A 14,888-nucleotide genomic window follows, 5' to 3' on the forward strand; every position below is an offset into this window, starting at 1 on the left:
TCCGTTTTCATTCTAGCATGTTTTCGTTTTGCGGCTGACTGTTTTTTTAAAATCGTCTGAAAACATATTTCACAAGGCTTTTATCTATTGTAAAATAAAACATGAGCCTTTTGGCAGAAAGATTTGAATCTGAAGCAGAGGAGAAGATCATGAAAGCCGTATTTTTTGATTTAGATGATACACTACTTTGGGACGAAAAAAGCGTCAGAACAACATTTGCAGAAACTTGCTTACAGGCGGAGAAAAAATATGGCCTTGCCCCTGAGGAATTCGAAGCAGCTGTTCGCGAAGCGGCGAGAGAATTGTACATGTCATATGAGACGTATCCATATACAGTGATGATCGGCATTAACCCGTTTGAAGGACTGTGGTCCAATTTCTCAGAGCCAATCAGTGAAGGCTTTCAAAAGCTGAACAAGATTGTGCCGGAGTACAGAAGAAATGCATGGACCAACGGACTGAAAGCGCTTGGGATCGATGATCCTGCATATGGCGAATACTTGGGAGAGTTTTTTGCGGCAGAGCGCAGAAAGCGCCCGTTTGTATATGATGAAACTTTTGCTGTACTCGATCAATTAAAAGGCAAGTATGAATTATTGCTTTTGACAAATGGCGATCCTAGTCTGCAAAAGGAGAAGCTTGCCGGCGTGCCTGAGCTCGCTCCTTACTTCAATGAAATCGTCATCTCGGGCGCATTCGGCAAGGGCAAGCCGGATGTTTCAATTTTTGAACACTGCCTTAAGCTGATGAATATTGAAAAAGACGATGCCATCATGGTCGGCGATAATTTGAATACTGATATTTTAGGCGCTTCAAGAGCCGGAATCAAAACCGTTTGGATCAACCGGACTGATAAGAAAAACGAAACTGACGTAAAGCCTGATTACATCATCAGCAGCCTTCATGATTTGTTTCCTATATTAGAGAAATAAAAAAAGCATGATCTCTTCAATGAGATCATGCTTTTTTATTTTATTTTTTCGCTTCAGCTACTGCCTTTTTCACAAACTCATCAAGTGAAATGGTTTCAGAGTTCTGTTCTCCGTATTTACGCACGTTTACCGCTCCGTTTTCTGCTTCTTGGTCACCGACCACCAGCATGTACGGGATTTTTTGCATTTGCGCTTCACGGATTTTGTAGCCGATTTTTTCATCGCGGCTGTCGACTTCAACACGCAGGCCTTCACATTGCAGGCGTTCCTGCACTTTTTTCGCGTAGTCTAAATGCACAGCCGGAGAAACCGGGATGACTTGGAACTGAACCGGTGCAAGCCATGTCGGCAGCGCGCCTTTGTGTTCTTCGATTAAGAAAGCAACAAAGCGTTCCATTGTTGAAACGACACCTCTGTGAATGACAACCGGACGGTGCTGCTTGCCGTCCTCACCGATGTATGTCAGGTCGAAACGTTCCGGCAATAAGAAATCAAGCTGAACCGTAGACAGTGTTTCTTCTTTTCCGATCGCAGTTTTCACCTGAACATCAAGTTTAGGTCCGTAGAATGCCGCTTCACCTTCTGCTTCGTAATAGTCGTGGCCGATTTCATCCATTGCCTCTTTCAGCATGGATTGCGCTTTGTTCCACATTTCATCGTCATCAAAATATTTCTCTGTATCTTCCGGATCGCGGTAAGACAGACGGAATGTGTAATCACTTAAACCGAAGTCTTCATAAACATCCTGGATTAAACGGACTGTACGGATAAACTCATCCTTAATTTGATCCGGGCGCACAAAGATGTGTGCATCATTTAACGTCATTCCGCGTACCCGTTGAAGTCCTGACAGCGCACCTGACATTTCATAGCGGTGCATCGTTCCAAGCTCTGCAATACGAATCGGAAGCTCGCGGTAACTGTGAATGTCTTGTTTGTAAATCATCATATGGTGCGGACAGTTCATCGGACGCAATACAAGTGTTTCATTGTCCATTTCCATCGGAGGGAACATGCCTTCCTGATAATGATCCCAGTGTCCTGATGTTTCATACAGCTCTTTGCTGCCTAGCACAGGTGTGTATACGTGCTCATAGCCGAGGCTGATTTCTTTATCGACAATGTAGCGCTCGATGACGCGGCGGATTGTTGCGCCTTTTGGCAGCCAAAGCGGCAGGCCTTGTCCGACTTTTTGAGAGTTCGCGAACAGCTTTAATTCTTTGCCAAGCTTTCTGTGGTCGCGTTCTTTCGCTTCTTCTAGCATACGAAGATGCTCTTCAAGATCAGCTTTTTTGAAGAAAGCTGTACCATATACGCGCTGAAGCATTTGGTTTTTGCTGTCACCGCGCCAGTATGCGCCTGCAAGGCTTAACAGCTTAAATTCTTTGATTTTTCCGGTTGAAGGAACATGGACGCCGCGGCACAGGTCAAAGAATTCGCCTTGCTCATAGATCGAAACGGTTTCTCCTTCAGGAATCGCATCCAATAGTTCAAGCTTCAGGTCGTCGCCGATTTCCGCAAAACGGGCTTTCGCTTCTTCACGGCTGACTTCTTTTCGAACGATCGGAAGGTTCGCATTAACGATTTTTTTCATTTCTTTCTCGATTTTCGGCAGATCCTCCGGTGTAATCGCTTCGTCCATTTCTACATCGTAGTAAAAACCGTTTTCGATAACCGGACCGACGCCGAATTTAACATCCTTGTAGATGCGTTTAATCGCTTGAGCCAGCAAGTGAGCCGCACTGTGGCGCATAATTTGAAGACCTTCTTCTGAGCCTTCTGTAATGATTTCCACTGTACCGTCTTCATTGATCGGCGTTCTCAAATCGATTTCTTTTCCGTTCAGTTTTCCGGCTAATGACTTTTTCTTTAATCCCGGACTGATGGATGCCGCGATATCTTCTGTTGTTGTTCCTTTCGCAAACTCCTTGACTGCTCCATCAGGAAATGTGATTTTTACCATATCTGACATCTTTGTCACTCCTTTTTTTGCATATAAAAACCCCGCCCCCTATGAAAGGGACGAGGTTGAATAAACGGAATCGTGGTTCCACCCTTTTTTCCGCAAAGCCAATACACGGCACCTGCGGCTCTAAGCTCTGTAACGGGAGTTCCCGTCAGCCATTACTGTTCCTTTTCAAGAGGTTCACAGCTGAAGTTCAAAGGCGGTAAAGCGAATGGTCCTTAGCTGGGAAGCTTGCAGCCAGGGCTTCCCTCTCTTTGAGCCGGTATCATTCCTTCGTGTCCTTATCAATACGTGTGTCTTTCTTAATCTCCTATGTATTATAAATTGTTCAATCCAAAAAATCAACACGATCGCGTTTCCTTTTTTTTAAACCGACAGCCTTAAATAGACAGGCTGCCGGCCCTCATCCTTCCGAGTGCTTCACCGGTATTTCTGCATCTGTAAAAGCATGCAGCGGGAGCATTTCCACTCTCTCTTGAAATACGTTTTGAATGGTCCTTGCCATCATGTGCTCGGGCTGGTCGGTATAAAGCACGACTTCATCAGGCGCAATGGAAATCAGCGGCGCGAGCAAATGAGAATCAATATACATAGGATGATCCCGGACAAATCTTCTGTCTATGTATTTCATTTTTTCCCGTTCCGGCACATAGCGCAGCTCCCATAATGTAAAGGAACCATCATGGACAATATGCACTTTTTTGATTCGCGGCTGTTTGGCGTCCACATAGTCTCTGAGTGTTTGAATAAAGTTTTGATATTCCTGTTCCATCTTATATTCATCAATCGCTGCTTCTGTAATATCTCTCAGCTGCTTATAGTATGATCCAAGTCGGAAGGTCTGAAAGGAGCGAATGTAAAATACTCCTTCCTCTAAACAGATCGTTTGGAGTTCATCCAAAATTGATTGTTTCCGTGAAAGCTTCAGCGGCTCAAACGGAAGATCGTCTGCTTCACCTTCAATAATACTGTGTGCGAGCTGAAGGATTTGCTGCTGTTCATCCTGGTCCGTGAAACAATACGTTTCCTCAATCAATGACAGCATATGCTCGTCTTCTTTGCATTCCAAAAAAAATTTGACCAGAATCGGCTCCATAAAACGCTGAATAGGAAAAGCCGGATTCGCTTTTTCAATCCCGATTTTTCGTATGCCTTCACGGACAATGATATTGTTCCGATCGTCCGAATGCTGAATGAGATGTAAAAAAGCGGCTGCATCATGGTCATCTTCAAAGATTATTTCAAGCATGTTTGTCCCCCCTTACGGCATCTGTTACAAGTATATGGGGGATGTTTTTAAAATAGACGTAAAGGTCATTGGCAAATCTTAATTTGATTCTTGGAACAAGTTTTGCATTTTCTTTCTGAAGATGAACGGCAATGAGATAAACACGATATACAAAGCGAGCACCATAAAGAAAGCGGGCAGATTGCCAGCCAAAAAGCTCGCACCCAGCACATTAAGCGCAATCGTCCCAGGGATGATTCCCACAGCCGTTGCGGCAAAATACGGCAGCGCTTTGACATTGGAAAGGCCTGCCGCATAGCTGACGAAATCAAAATTGATCGGCAGGATTCTCAAAAGAAAGATATAGAAAAATCCGTTATCCTCCATTTGCTTCTGTATGGCTTCAAGCCTTTCGTAATGCCCGTTCTTTTTCGCCGAAAACAAACCAGCCGCAAAAAACGAAACAGCTGAAGCGCACATCGAACCGAATAACGTATAAAGCGTGCCGAGAAGCGGGCCAAACGCAAGTCCGCCAGCTATTGAAATAACAGACACCGGAAATAAAACAAGTGGCCTGACGATGGATATCCCGATAAACATCAGAGGTGCAAAGACTCCGAACGACAATACCCATACCCTGATTTCTTTCGGCGATACATTCAAATACGTTTTATTTCCCCAATAGAGTAAACCAGCACCTGCAAGCACTGCCAGCCATTTGACAGCCGTTTTTCGTTTCATACCCTCAGTTCCTTCCCCTTTGAACCACAGCAATTATGGATGTCGGCGGTTTTCTCCGTCAAGGCGGATCGGAGCAGCCAAATATAATATCCGCTCCATTAATCTTGCAGCTTTTACTTCTTCTTTTTCTCCCCTCTGCGAATACGTAAAATGATGCTTCAGCTCGTCAGGTGAGAAATTAGAAGAAAAGAACGTTGGCAGCTGCTGGGACATTCTGTGCTGAAGCACCGTTCCGATGACCTCATCCCTTACCCAGCTTGTCATTGATTCTGCTCCGATGTCATCAAGCATTAATACGGGTGTGGTCTTTACCATATTGAGCTTCTCTTCCAATGTCTGGTCTTGCAGCGAATTCTTAAGCTCTCTCACAAATTCAGGCACATAAACAATCATGGAGGAATACTCTTTTTCCGCCAGCTCATTGGCAATTGCAGCGAGCATAAACGTTTTTCCTACCCCAAATTTCCCGTATAAATATAATCCTTTCCCTTTTCCCGTCTCATTATAGCTTTTCAGGAAGTCTGTAACATGCTGAAACATCGCGAGTCTGCTTGGGTCACTGATATCAACTTGCTGGAACGTCGCTCCAAGAAGATCCTGCTGGATATACATGCTTTTCATAAGAGACTGTTGTTTCTTCTGCTGGTCGAGCTTCCGTTTGACTGGACATTCGTAATACTCGATATCAATAGACCTCCCATTGACAACAAGCTTCGGATGGTAGCCCTCCAACAAATTGTTGCAGTTTTCATCTTCCGAACAATAGGAGCAATTCTTGCTTTGTTCGATATATTCATAAAGCTTATTTAAGCTCTTTTCGATCATTTTTTGGTCAATCACTTCTTCGTTTTCCTTCAAAAATGCTTGAACATCTTGATCTTTCATGACTTTTTCCTTCATTTGTTCAAGACGTTTTTGGAAATCCGGCCTGCCGGTTACGCCCTGCAGGGAACGGCCGATTGGTTCCATCTATTCCTTCACCCCGCATCTCTGTCTTTAATAGGCAGAGTATTTTTTCAGTTTTTGCATTTCTTCCATCATCTTTTTCTTCTGTTCTTCCAAATCCTGCGGATGCAGCTTCTGCTGTCCGGATTCTGAATCGGACGCTGTTTCCTTTTCTGTCATCCAATCAGGAAGCTTTTCTTCACGAATCACTTTTTGGTTTCGTTTCGAAGACTTTGTTTTTCCCTCAGCCCATTCAAGATACTGGCGGTTTTCTTCTATTGCGAGCTTCATCGCTTCCCTGACCGTTTTCACCTTTTTGCGTGCCCAATGCGAAGCGATTTTTTGGATATAGTTTTTCGACAGCTTCATGTCGGTTTTCAGCATGACATAATAAATTAACACATTTGTGACGCCTGGCTCGAGCTTCTGTTCGAACATAATTTCTTCTATGATCTTCAGATCAGCTTTTGACGGCTCTGTTCCGTCAGCAATGTCCTGCAGAAGCTTCTTCGGGGAAATCGCCTCCAGCAATGCAATCAGCTTCCCATCCAGAGAATCCTCTTCTGCCGGTTGTTCGCCTTCACGCAGATGCACCGGCTGTGTTTTTTCCACCAAATCGGGCAGCTGTCCGTTTCTTTCAATTTGATACCAGTCGCTCGCCGCTTTTCTTAATGCCTCCGTCGTAATGACGTCACGCTCATCAATTGCGCTCATCACAACATTTTGCATTTGCAAAGGGTCAATTCCGTACAGATAAGAAAGCTTTTTGATTGTGTCCCGCACCTGCTGGGTCATCGCTTTTCTCGGTATCATCGTCTCAGAAAGTCCCGCTAAAAACAAATCAAAATCAAACACATCCTCCGTTATGGTGTAGGACGGAGACTGTCCGACAGAAGTATACTCGGACCCCTCGGCAAGCCTTACCGTTTCCTCCATATCGGATGTGAGCTTCCATTCACTCGGCTGCAGCGATTCAAACGCATGATTAAACGGACGCGTAATGTCCTTCGCATCTTCTGAAATGGCCGGGTGCGTAAAAAATTGTTTTAATTGCTGATATTTCGTTTTTCCGACCCTATTATACAGAAAAACATTCAGCATTCCGTCTTCAAAAAATTCATTTGGTCTGAGCGGCGGAAGGAGTTCATATATAAAGAGGCGCTCCTGCCGCTCGGATTCTTTCATATATACTTTCAGCAATCCGATGCCCTCGAGCTTCCCCTGTTCCTGATGGATCGTTTTTAAGTTGGACTGTGTCATCCCCATCAGCTGTCTATGTGTGGACTCTCCGCCCCACAGACGGTTTTGTTCAAGCTCTCCCCACAATGTCATATAAAGAGAGAATGCAACAGGGCCGATTAAGGGCTGGTACAGTTGTGTAATAATTTGTCTGTCAATATCCTGCAGCATCGATCTGCTTTTAACCACATACGGGTCTACAGGCAGTACATCTTTCCAATAGTCAGCCATACATTCTCAAACCTTCCGAATTTGTTTCTACCTTTCATTTTACACCGTTTCTTATATCTATCAAATGCCAATTTTGCACATGAGAAAAGAGCTAGAAGAATCCTCTTAGCTCTTTTAACGCTCTTTCTTTATTAAGTCTTTTAATTCATCGATAAAGACGTTTATATCTTTAAACTGCCGATAGACGGACGCGAACCGCACATATGCGACTTCGTCAATCTTAGCCAGCCGGTCCATGACCATTTCTCCGACGAGCTCACTCTTCACCTCGGAGCAGCCTTGATTGCGAAGTTCTTTTTCAATATCAAAGCACATGTCTTCAAGCGTTTTGAGTGAAACAGGCCTTTTTTCACATGCTTTTATGAGGCCGCGCAGCATTTTTTCTCTGCTGAATTCCTCACGCACACCTTCTTTTTTCACAACGATGAGCGGGGTTTCCTCCACTTTCTCAAAGGTCGTAAACCGGTAGTGGCAGGATTCGCACTCGCGTCTTCGGCGAATCGACTTTCCGTCATCCACAGGCCGTGAATCAAGGACTCGTGTTCCGTTATGCTGGCATGAAGGACATTTCAATAAAATCAGCTCCCAACTATATCGTTCCCTGCAATGTATTTTCGGCAGCCTCCGCCTTTTAAAAATAGATGTGACAGCATCTGTCGGGAGAGCCGTTGTTAAATTTGTTTCTATAGCATTAGGTGGTTTGTGAAAATCTCCTTCTTATTTTACAAAAAAAATGAAAAAAGAAAAAGCTGACACTCTCGTTTCTTTATAAAAATAAAAGGAGCATAAGCTAAAAAGCGCATAATGGCTTTCTAGCTTCAGCTCCCTTTGTGTTCGCAATTTACTTTATAGTACTTTCGCTTGCGCCTGTTTAATTTGCACAGGCCCCATTCCTCTTGGTATTTCAATGTTTTCTCTTGTATCAGCATGTAATGCCTCTGCAATGTAATCAGCAGCGACATTAGGATCTAAGTCTCCACAAGTATAAACATCAATGCTCGCATATCCGTGCTCAGGAAAACTGTGAATCGTTAAGTGTGATTCAGAAATAATCACAACTCCGCTTACGCCTTGCGGTGCAAATTTGTGAAATGCAACCTCGCGCACCTCAGCACCTGATTTTAGAGCAGCATTTACAAACGTTTTTTCAATAAAATCCATGTCATTCAGCTTATCAAAATCGCATCCCCATAGCTCGGAGATAACGTGACGCCCCATTGTTTCCATAGTCATGGACCCCCCTTAACAAGAATTAAAAAGTGAAATTCCAACAACTGGGTCGGCCATTTACCACGGGGGAAAGTTAGTCCGGAGAGGTCCTAACCCTTTAAGTAATTCCGAAACAGTCTCAAGCAAGAAGTTCACGAAAAATAGTATACTGTGTTTAAGTCTAATTTGCAAGGTGCGTTTTTTCAGAAATATGCTGTTAAGGGTTTTTTCTTTAAAATGTGTCCATGACCTTATTTTATACAGCAGACGGATGTTTCATTCGTGCCGCTACATGGCGGATTAGATCAACAACTCTGCAGGAGTAGCCCCATTCGTTGTCATACCACGCCAGCACCTTTACTTTCCTGTCTTCCATTACCATTGTTGTAAGCCCGTCAATGACCGCTGAATGCGGATTCGTATTATAATCAGTCGAAACGAGCGGTTCATCTGAGTAATCAAGTACACCGTACATCGACGTTTTGGCAGCGCGTTTAAATGCCTCGTTTACTTCTTCAGCCGTAACATCCGTTTTCAGATCAACAACGAGATCAACCAATGAGACGTTCGGAACAGGGACACGCAAGGCGAGGCCGTGAAGTTTTCCTTTCAGATGCGGCAGCACAAGCGAAAGCGCCTTTGCCGCTCCTGTTGTTGTTGGAATGATGGATTCACCGCAAGCCCGCGCCCGGCGCAAATCTTTGTGCGGGTTATCAATATTTTTTTGGTCATTCGTATACGCATGAACTGTAGTCATCAGACCGCTCTCAATGCCAAACTCTTCATCCAGCACTTTTACAACAGGCGCAAGGCAATTTGTCGTGCATGACGCATTTGAAATAATGACATGGCGCTCAGCGTCGAATTGGTCCTCATTTACGCCCATCACAATGGTAACGTCTTCATTTTTTCCCGGAGCGGTCAAAATCACTTTTTTTGCACCTGCTTCTATATGGCCCATCGCTTTATCTTTAGCATTAAACTTCCCTGTTGCTTCGACGACTATGTCAATATCATATTCCCGCCAAGGCAGCTGTTTTGGATCACGGCTGTTTAACAAAAGCACTTTCTTTCCATTTACGATCAGGCTATCTTCACCAGCCACAACCTCTTTGTCGTATCTGCCGTGAATTGTGTCATACTTTATTAAATGAGCCAGCGTTTCTGCGGAATAGCTGGCGTTAATGGCCACTACTTGAATTTGATCGTCTAACATCGCTTTTCTAAAAACCATTCTTCCGATTCTTCCAAACCCGTTGATCGCTACTTTTACCTTCATGTTGGACACCCCTTATCAATTATGCCATCCTAATTTGTTACTATCTAAAATTAGTATAACACATTAAAACAAATTCGCCAGTACATATTGATAAAAATCAACGATTATAACGCTAATTTATGATGCATCTTATGTTTTCTTGCACAGAATATCAGGCGTAAGAACCAAAAAGCAGCCAGCGCTCCGCACTGACTGCCCTCATGCTTTATGATTCCTGTTTTAACTTATCATTGAGCACACTTTCTTCTAGCACAGAAAATGTATCCCCGTACACTCTGTTAATATGATTCGCTCCCCAAGCACACAGCATATCTAAAATCCCTTCTAAGCTGCGGCCGTATTCGCTGAGCTCGTATTCCACTTTGGGAGGAACTTGATTATATACGATTCGGTTAATGACACCGTCCGCTTCCAGCTCGCGCAGCTGCTGAGTCAGCATTTTTTGCGTGATATTGGGCATTAGGCGTTTTAATTCACTTGTGCGTTTTTTTCCGTGCGTCAGATGGCATAAAATGACGCATTTCCATTTCCCACCGATCACTTCAAGAGTCGCTTCAACAGAAATGTTATATTTTTTCTTCTCCATACAATCCATTCTCCTCACAGGCACCAAAAAGTGACTATAGCACTTCAAAGTACGTACTTTTATTTCTTAACGATATGTTTCATAATCACATTTGCCGGCTGATTTGAATCTGCTCTTTTTTATTTATATAGCTTACTCGGCAGAATTTCAATCATACAACACATCTTACAAAGGAGGAACATCATGACTTCAGCCAATAAAAGCAATATTCCTGCACTACTGGCTTTGGCCGTAAGTGCATTCGCAATAGGGACAACTGAATTTATCAGTGTCGGCCTTTTGCCGCTCATTGCTGATGACCTGGATATTCCCGTCACGACAGCAGGATTGACCGTTTCCCTTTATGCGCTCGGCGTTACATTTGGGGCACCTATATTAACTTCATTGACCTCAAGCATGTCACGTAAGACACTATTGCTTTGGATCATGTTTATTTTTATTGCCGGTAATACGATGGCAGCAACCGCTTCAAGCATCGGGATTTTACTAGCAGCACGTGTGATATCGGCATTTTCGCACGGTGTGTTTATGTCGATCGGTTCGACAATCGCAGCGGATATTGTCCCGGAGGATAAAAGGGCTAGCGCGATTTCAATTATGTTTACTGGCCTCACTGTGGCAACTGTAACCGGAGTTCCTTTTGGGACATTTATCGGCCAGCAGTTCGGCTGGCGTTTCGCCTTTATGGTCATTATCGCCGTCGGAATCATTGCTTTCATTACAAATGGCATTCTTGTACCGTCCAAATTACGAAAAGGGACGAAAACAACGATGCGGGATCAATTGAAGCTTGTGACAAACAGCCGGTTATTGCTTTTATTTGTCATTACAGCGCTTGGATACGGAGGAACATTCGTTGTGTTCACGTATCTGTCTCCCCTGCTTCAGGAAGTAACAGGCTTCAAAGCCGGGACTGTTGCAGTGATTCTGCTCGGATACGGAATAGCTATTGCTATCGGCAATATGATTGGCGGAAAGCTGTCAAACCGAAATCCGATTGCCGCTTTATTCTATATGTTTATCGTACAGGCAATCGTTCTATTCGTACTGACATTTACAGCCCCGTATCAAGCAGCAGGGCTCATTACCATTCTCTGTATGGGATTGCTGGCCTTTATGAACGTGCCCGGCCTTCAGGTGTATGTCGTCATGCTGGCTGAGCGTTTTGTCCCGAGTGCAGTTGACGTCGCATCCGCGATGAATATCGCTGCCTTTAATGCAGGGATCGCGCTTGGGTCATACCTTGGCGGTGTGATCACCGATTCAATCGGATTGATTCATACCGCTTGGATAGGCGGATTAATGGTGGTCGGTGCAGTCATTTTAACAGGCTGGAGCCGCTTGATGGAAAAACGAGATCGGCAGGAAGCCTGACAATTTTAAAGGAGGAAATAAACATGACAACACATTTACAAGCAAAAGCAACACTTCATAATGGGGTAGAAATGCCTTGGTTCGGCCTCGGCGTGTTCCAAGTGGAAGAAGGATCTGAACTGGTAAACGCAGTTAAAACTGCCATTGTTCACGGGTACCGCAGTATTGATACTGCAGCAATCTATGGAAATGAAGCTGGAGTCGGAGAAGGGATTCGGGAAGGCATTGAAGAAGCAGGCATTTCAAGAGAGGATCTGTTTATCACATCGAAAGTATGGAATGCGGATTTAGGCTACGAAGAAACACTCGCCGCGTTTGAAACAAGTCTGTCCAAACTCGGTCTGGATTATTTGGATCTATACCTCATCCACTGGCCTGTAGAAGGAAAGTATAAAGAAGCTTGGAGAGCGCTTGAAACGCTGTATAAAGAAGGCCGTATCAAAGCGATTGGCGTAAGCAACTTCCAAATTCACCATCTTGAAGATCTGATGACGGCAGCTGAAATTAAGCCTATGATTAACCAAGTGGAATTTCACCCGCGCCTCACACAAAAAGAGTTGATAAGATACTGCCAAAATCAGGGCATCCAGATGGAGGCTTGGTCACCTTTAATGCAGGGACAGCTGCTGGATCACCCTGTATTGGCTGACATCGCTCAAACATATAATAAATCTGTCGCACAAATTATTTTGCGCTGGGATCTGCAGCATGGCATTATAACGATTCCTAAATCAACGAAGGAACACCGCATTAAAGAAAATGCAAGCGTATTTGACTTTGAATTAACGCAGGATGACATGAACCGAATCGATGCACTGAATGAAAACTTGCGCGTCGGTCCTGATCCGGACAACTTTGATTTTTAATGGCCAAAAAACACCGTTCAATATGAACGGTGTTTTTTGTATTATGCCCAGCTGTTCATGATTTCATCAAGCTGCCTTTTGGTCTCTTCAAGCGTGCCGCTGTTATCAATGACTTGATCTGCTCTTGCTGTTTTTTCCTCTAAGGGCATTTGAGAGCGGATACGGCTGACTGCTTCTTCTTCTGTCAGCTGATTGCGCTTCATCAGACGTTCCAGTTGAAGCTCTTTTGTCACACTGACCACAATAATTTTATCAACCAATGATTCCAATTTGCTTTCGAACAATAGCGGGATATCCAATACAACAAATGCCTCCCGATTTGCAACGGCTTCATCACGGCGATTGAGCATTTCCTGCCTGACTGCGGGATGAACAATTGCATTTAAAGCGAGACGTTTTTGTTCATTTGTAAATACCAGCGCTCCAAGCTTTTTTCTATCTATATCGCCATTTGAGAGCAGTATGTCTTCACCGAATTCGTCAATGATTTGCCGGTAGGCCGGCATCCCTTTTTCTACCGCTTGTTTTGCAATGATATCTGCATCTATAACTGTTATTCCTTTTTCAATCAGCATATTGGCTACCGTGCTTTTGCCGCTAGCTATTCCTCCCGTTAAACCAATGACTAAGGTCAAGAGATCCACTCCTTTTTACAATTTCCAGAGCCCAATCGTGATTAATAGAAGCCCCGGCAAAAACGCCATTTTATCGATCCATTTCCACTTAGACAGAAAATGGCCGGCATTGATTCCAATTGATACAAACAGCGAGCTCATGATTGCCACGGCGATGCTCATCACAATCGGCGAAAAACCGAGAATGGCTGCGCCTATACCTGCTCCAAAGGCATCAATCGATAAGGCAAATCCCAATAAGACCGCCTCAATTCCGTTGATCACACCCGATTTGTCGATATCCGCACTCATGGGTTTTCTCAAAATATGAATCACAATTCCTAATGACCGAACCTCTAGATTAAGCAGTGTTTTTTCATGCAATAGGTATTCTTTATCTTTTGCCGGTTTGAAAAATTGATACAGAACCCACGCACCGATTCCAACCAATATCAAACCGCCAAGCTTCTCCGTCACATATACAGGAAAAAACTTCGTGAGAAAGCTTCCGATCAGCATGGATATAAACATGACAGCACCGGAACAGCAGGCGATAACCAAAATCGCTTTAAACGGTATTTTCATTTTTCTCAATCCGTACGTAAATCCGACTGAAAAACTGTCCAAGCTGACAGCCAACGCCAGCAGCAGTATAGAAACCATTTGCATATCCGTTTCTTCCTTTCTGTTGGTGCTCTTGTATCAGATGTGAAATGCCCGGGATTCATCACAATCATATATATGGGAAAGTGAAAAATCCGTGTTTCGAAAATGGCATCCTTAATCCAGAGTTACTGATATATGCACCGACAGCTTGGACAATGAAGCATTATGCTACTTTTTTGTCTGGCACTTTGCGCAAAAATGCGTGCCTCTTCCTCCAACGACAATTTTCGAAATCATCGTTCCGCAATTTTTGCATGGCTCGTCTTTTTTTCCGTACACAAAATGCTGCAGCTGGAACATTCCGATTTCCCCTTGGGAGTTGATATATGAACGGACTGTGCTTCCGCCCGCATCAATCGCCTCCTGCAGAGTGTTTTTGATTTCAGCGTGAAGGGTTTTGATTGTTTTATCTGATAATTGATTTGCTTTTGTCTCGGGATGGACACCCGCTCTGAAAAGAGCCTCATCCACATAAATGTTCCCGAGTCCAACTACCGTTTTTTGATCCAGTAGGGCAGTTTTGACAGCGCGGTTTGTTTTCGCAAGCCGGTCTTTTAAATACGCACTTGTAAATTCTTCTGCATCCGGCTCCGGCCCTAACTGAGAAAGCGGGAGCTCGCCCGCTTCTTCTCCCGGTTTAAATAAGTGCATGGTTCCAAATTTCCGCACATCCCTGTACCGGAGCTGGGTTCCATCCGTCATCGTGAATATGACATGCACGTGTTTATCGTCAGGCTCCTCGGCTTGATGAAGACCGTATTTTCCTTCCATTCGAAGGTGAGAAACCATAACATAATGATCTAAATGAAACAGTAAAAACTTTCCCCGTCTTCCGATGGACTGTATCGTTTCTCCTGCTAGTTTTCGCGCAAATTCCTCCGGTTCGGCAGGCCGTTTGATGATATTCGGCCATCTGATCTCTACCGATTTGATTGTTTTTCCCTTTACAAGCCCGGTCAGAGTGCGCCGGACCGTCTCAACCTCTGGTAATTCCGGCACATCCATCACTTCC

At 44.1% G+C, this 14,888-nt stretch carries 15 protein-coding genes and 1 other RNA gene; 3 read left to right on the plus strand and 13 right to left on the minus strand.

Features of this window, described 5'->3' with window-relative positions; genetic code table 11:
* Positions 1–149: 149 nt before the first annotated feature.
* Positions 150–932, plus strand: coding sequence for a promiscuous phosphatase (ysaA, locus tag BSU_28940; protein ID NP_390772.2), 783 nt, complete (start codon positions 150–152; stop codon positions 930–932).
* Positions 933–972: 40 nt separating this feature from the next.
* Here ysaA and thrS read toward each other — a convergent pair whose 3' ends face one another.
* From thrS to ytcD, 10 genes are all read right to left on the minus strand, one after another.
* A complete protein-coding gene (thrS, locus tag BSU_28950) occupies positions 973–2,904 on the minus strand; it encodes a threonyl-tRNA synthetase (RefSeq protein NP_390773.1) in 1,932 nt (643 codons plus the stop codon).
* Positions 2,905–2,947: 43 nt separating this feature from the next.
* Positions 2,948–3,195, minus strand: an RNA gene (tboT, locus tag BSU_misc_RNA_48) — T-box riboswitch specific of threonine tRNA ligase.
* A gap of 106 nt (positions 3,196–3,301) precedes the next feature.
* On the minus strand, positions 3,302–4,147 hold the full coding sequence (gene ytxC, locus BSU_28960) for a sporulation protein (RefSeq protein ID NP_390774.2): 846 nt from the start codon (positions 4,145–4,147) through the stop codon (positions 3,302–3,304).
* Positions 4,148–4,225: 78 nt separating this feature from the next.
* The gene (gene ytxB, locus BSU_28970; RefSeq protein NP_390775.1) at positions 4,226–4,867 is read right to left on the minus strand and encodes a putative osomosensing transporter; all 642 of its coding nucleotides are present in this window, start codon (positions 4,865–4,867) and stop codon (positions 4,226–4,228) included.
* Between the two features lie 33 nt (positions 4,868–4,900).
* Complete coding sequence (gene dnaI, locus BSU_28980; RefSeq protein ID NP_390776.1) at positions 4,901–5,836, minus strand: helicase loader; 936 nt, start codon at positions 5,834–5,836, stop codon at positions 4,901–4,903.
* Positions 5,837–5,863: 27 nt separating this feature from the next.
* Positions 5,864–7,282: a helicase loading protein; replication initiation membrane attachment protein gene (dnaB, locus tag BSU_28990; protein ID NP_390777.1), complete on the minus strand. Its 1,419-nt coding sequence runs from the start codon at positions 7,280–7,282 to the stop codon at positions 5,864–5,866.
* 114 nt (positions 7,283–7,396) lie between these two features.
* Entirely contained in the window at positions 7,397–7,855 is a 459-nt protein-coding gene (gene nrdR / locus BSU_29000; RefSeq protein ID NP_390778.1) for a negative regulator of transcription of ribonucleotide reductase nrd genes and operons, read from the minus strand.
* A 273-nt stretch (positions 7,856–8,128) separates the two neighbouring features.
* The gene (gene speD / locus BSU_29010) at positions 8,129–8,509 is read right to left on the minus strand and encodes an S-adenosylmethionine decarboxylase (protein NP_390779.2); all 381 of its coding nucleotides are present in this window, start codon (positions 8,507–8,509) and stop codon (positions 8,129–8,131) included.
* Between the two features lie 238 nt (positions 8,510–8,747).
* Positions 8,748–9,770, minus strand: a complete 1,023-nt coding sequence (gapB, locus tag BSU_29020) for a glyceraldehyde-3-phosphate dehydrogenase (NADP-dependent, gluconeogenesis) (RefSeq protein ID NP_390780.1) — start codon at positions 9,768–9,770, stop codon at positions 8,748–8,750.
* Between the two features lie 205 nt (positions 9,771–9,975).
* On the minus strand, positions 9,976–10,356 hold the full coding sequence (gene ytcD, locus BSU_29030; protein ID NP_390781.1) for a putative transcriptional regulator (HxlR family): 381 nt from the start codon (positions 10,354–10,356) through the stop codon (positions 9,976–9,978).
* Between the two features lie 183 nt (positions 10,357–10,539).
* Between ytcD and ytbD the strand changes: the two genes are divergently transcribed.
* Entirely contained in the window at positions 10,540–11,730 is a 1,191-nt protein-coding gene (gene ytbD, locus BSU_29040) for a putative transporter (protein ID NP_390782.1), read from the plus strand.
* Between the two features lie 23 nt (positions 11,731–11,753).
* Positions 11,754–12,596, plus strand: a complete 843-nt coding sequence (ytbE, locus tag BSU_29050; protein NP_390783.1) for a promiscuous aldo/keto reductase — start codon at positions 11,754–11,756, stop codon at positions 12,594–12,596.
* Between the two features lie 41 nt (positions 12,597–12,637).
* Here the strand turns inward: ytbE and coaE are convergent, their stop codons facing one another.
* The 3 genes from coaE to mutM form a co-directional block, all read right to left on the minus strand.
* On the minus strand, positions 12,638–13,231 hold the full coding sequence (gene coaE, locus BSU_29060; RefSeq protein ID NP_390784.1) for a dephosphocoenzyme A kinase: 594 nt from the start codon (positions 13,229–13,231) through the stop codon (positions 12,638–12,640).
* 15 nt (positions 13,232–13,246) lie between these two features.
* The gene (spcF, locus tag BSU_29070; protein NP_390785.2) at positions 13,247–13,879 is read right to left on the minus strand and encodes a membrane calmodulin-like protein essential for stage III sporulation; all 633 of its coding nucleotides are present in this window, start codon (positions 13,877–13,879) and stop codon (positions 13,247–13,249) included.
* Positions 13,880–14,044: 165 nt separating this feature from the next.
* A complete protein-coding gene (gene mutM / locus BSU_29080; protein NP_390786.2) occupies positions 14,045–14,875 on the minus strand; it encodes a formamidopyrimidine-DNA glycosylase; 5-hydroxymethyl-uracil DNA-glycosylase in 831 nt (276 codons plus the stop codon).
* Positions 14,876–14,888: the final 13 nt, after the last annotated feature.

Source organism: Bacillus subtilis subsp. subtilis str. 168, from assembly GCF_000009045.1.
Taxonomy (GTDB): Bacteria; Bacillota; Bacilli; order Bacillales; family Bacillaceae; genus Bacillus; species Bacillus subtilis.

What these genes read in the sequence shown, in the direction of transcription:
- gapB (NP_390780.1), bottom strand. Translation starts at nt 9,770, where the DNA reads ATGAAGGTAAAAGTAGCGATCAACGGGTTTGGAAGAATCGGAAGAATG.
- ytxB (NP_390775.1), bottom strand. Translation starts at nt 4,867, where the DNA reads ATGAAACGAAAAACGGCTGTCAAATGGCTGGCAGTGCTTGCAGGTGCT.
- ytbD (NP_390782.1), top strand. Translation starts at nt 10,540, where the DNA reads ATGACTTCAGCCAATAAAAGCAATATTCCTGCACTACTGGCTTTGGCC.
- ysaA (NP_390772.2), top strand. Translation starts at nt 150, where the DNA reads ATGAAAGCCGTATTTTTTGATTTAGATGATACACTACTTTGGGACGAA.
- ytbE (NP_390783.1), top strand. Translation starts at nt 11,754, where the DNA reads ATGACAACACATTTACAAGCAAAAGCAACACTTCATAATGGGGTAGAA.
- ytxC (NP_390774.2), bottom strand. Translation starts at nt 4,147, where the DNA reads ATGCTTGAAATAATCTTTGAAGATGACCATGATGCAGCCGCTTTTTTA.
- speD (NP_390779.2), bottom strand. Translation starts at nt 8,509, where the DNA reads ATGGAAACAATGGGGCGTCACGTTATCTCCGAGCTATGGGGATGCGAT.
- dnaI (NP_390776.1), bottom strand. Translation starts at nt 5,836, where the DNA reads ATGGAACCAATCGGCCGTTCCCTGCAGGGCGTAACCGGCAGGCCGGAT.
- spcF (NP_390785.2), bottom strand. Translation starts at nt 13,879, where the DNA reads ATGCAAATGGTTTCTATACTGCTGCTGGCGTTGGCTGTCAGCTTGGAC.
- thrS (NP_390773.1), bottom strand. Translation starts at nt 2,904, where the DNA reads ATGTCAGATATGGTAAAAATCACATTTCCTGATGGAGCAGTCAAGGAG.
- dnaB (NP_390777.1), bottom strand. Translation starts at nt 7,282, where the DNA reads ATGGCTGACTATTGGAAAGATGTACTGCCTGTAGACCCGTATGTGGTT.
- ytcD (NP_390781.1), bottom strand. Translation starts at nt 10,356, where the DNA reads ATGGAGAAGAAAAAATATAACATTTCTGTTGAAGCGACTCTTGAAGTG.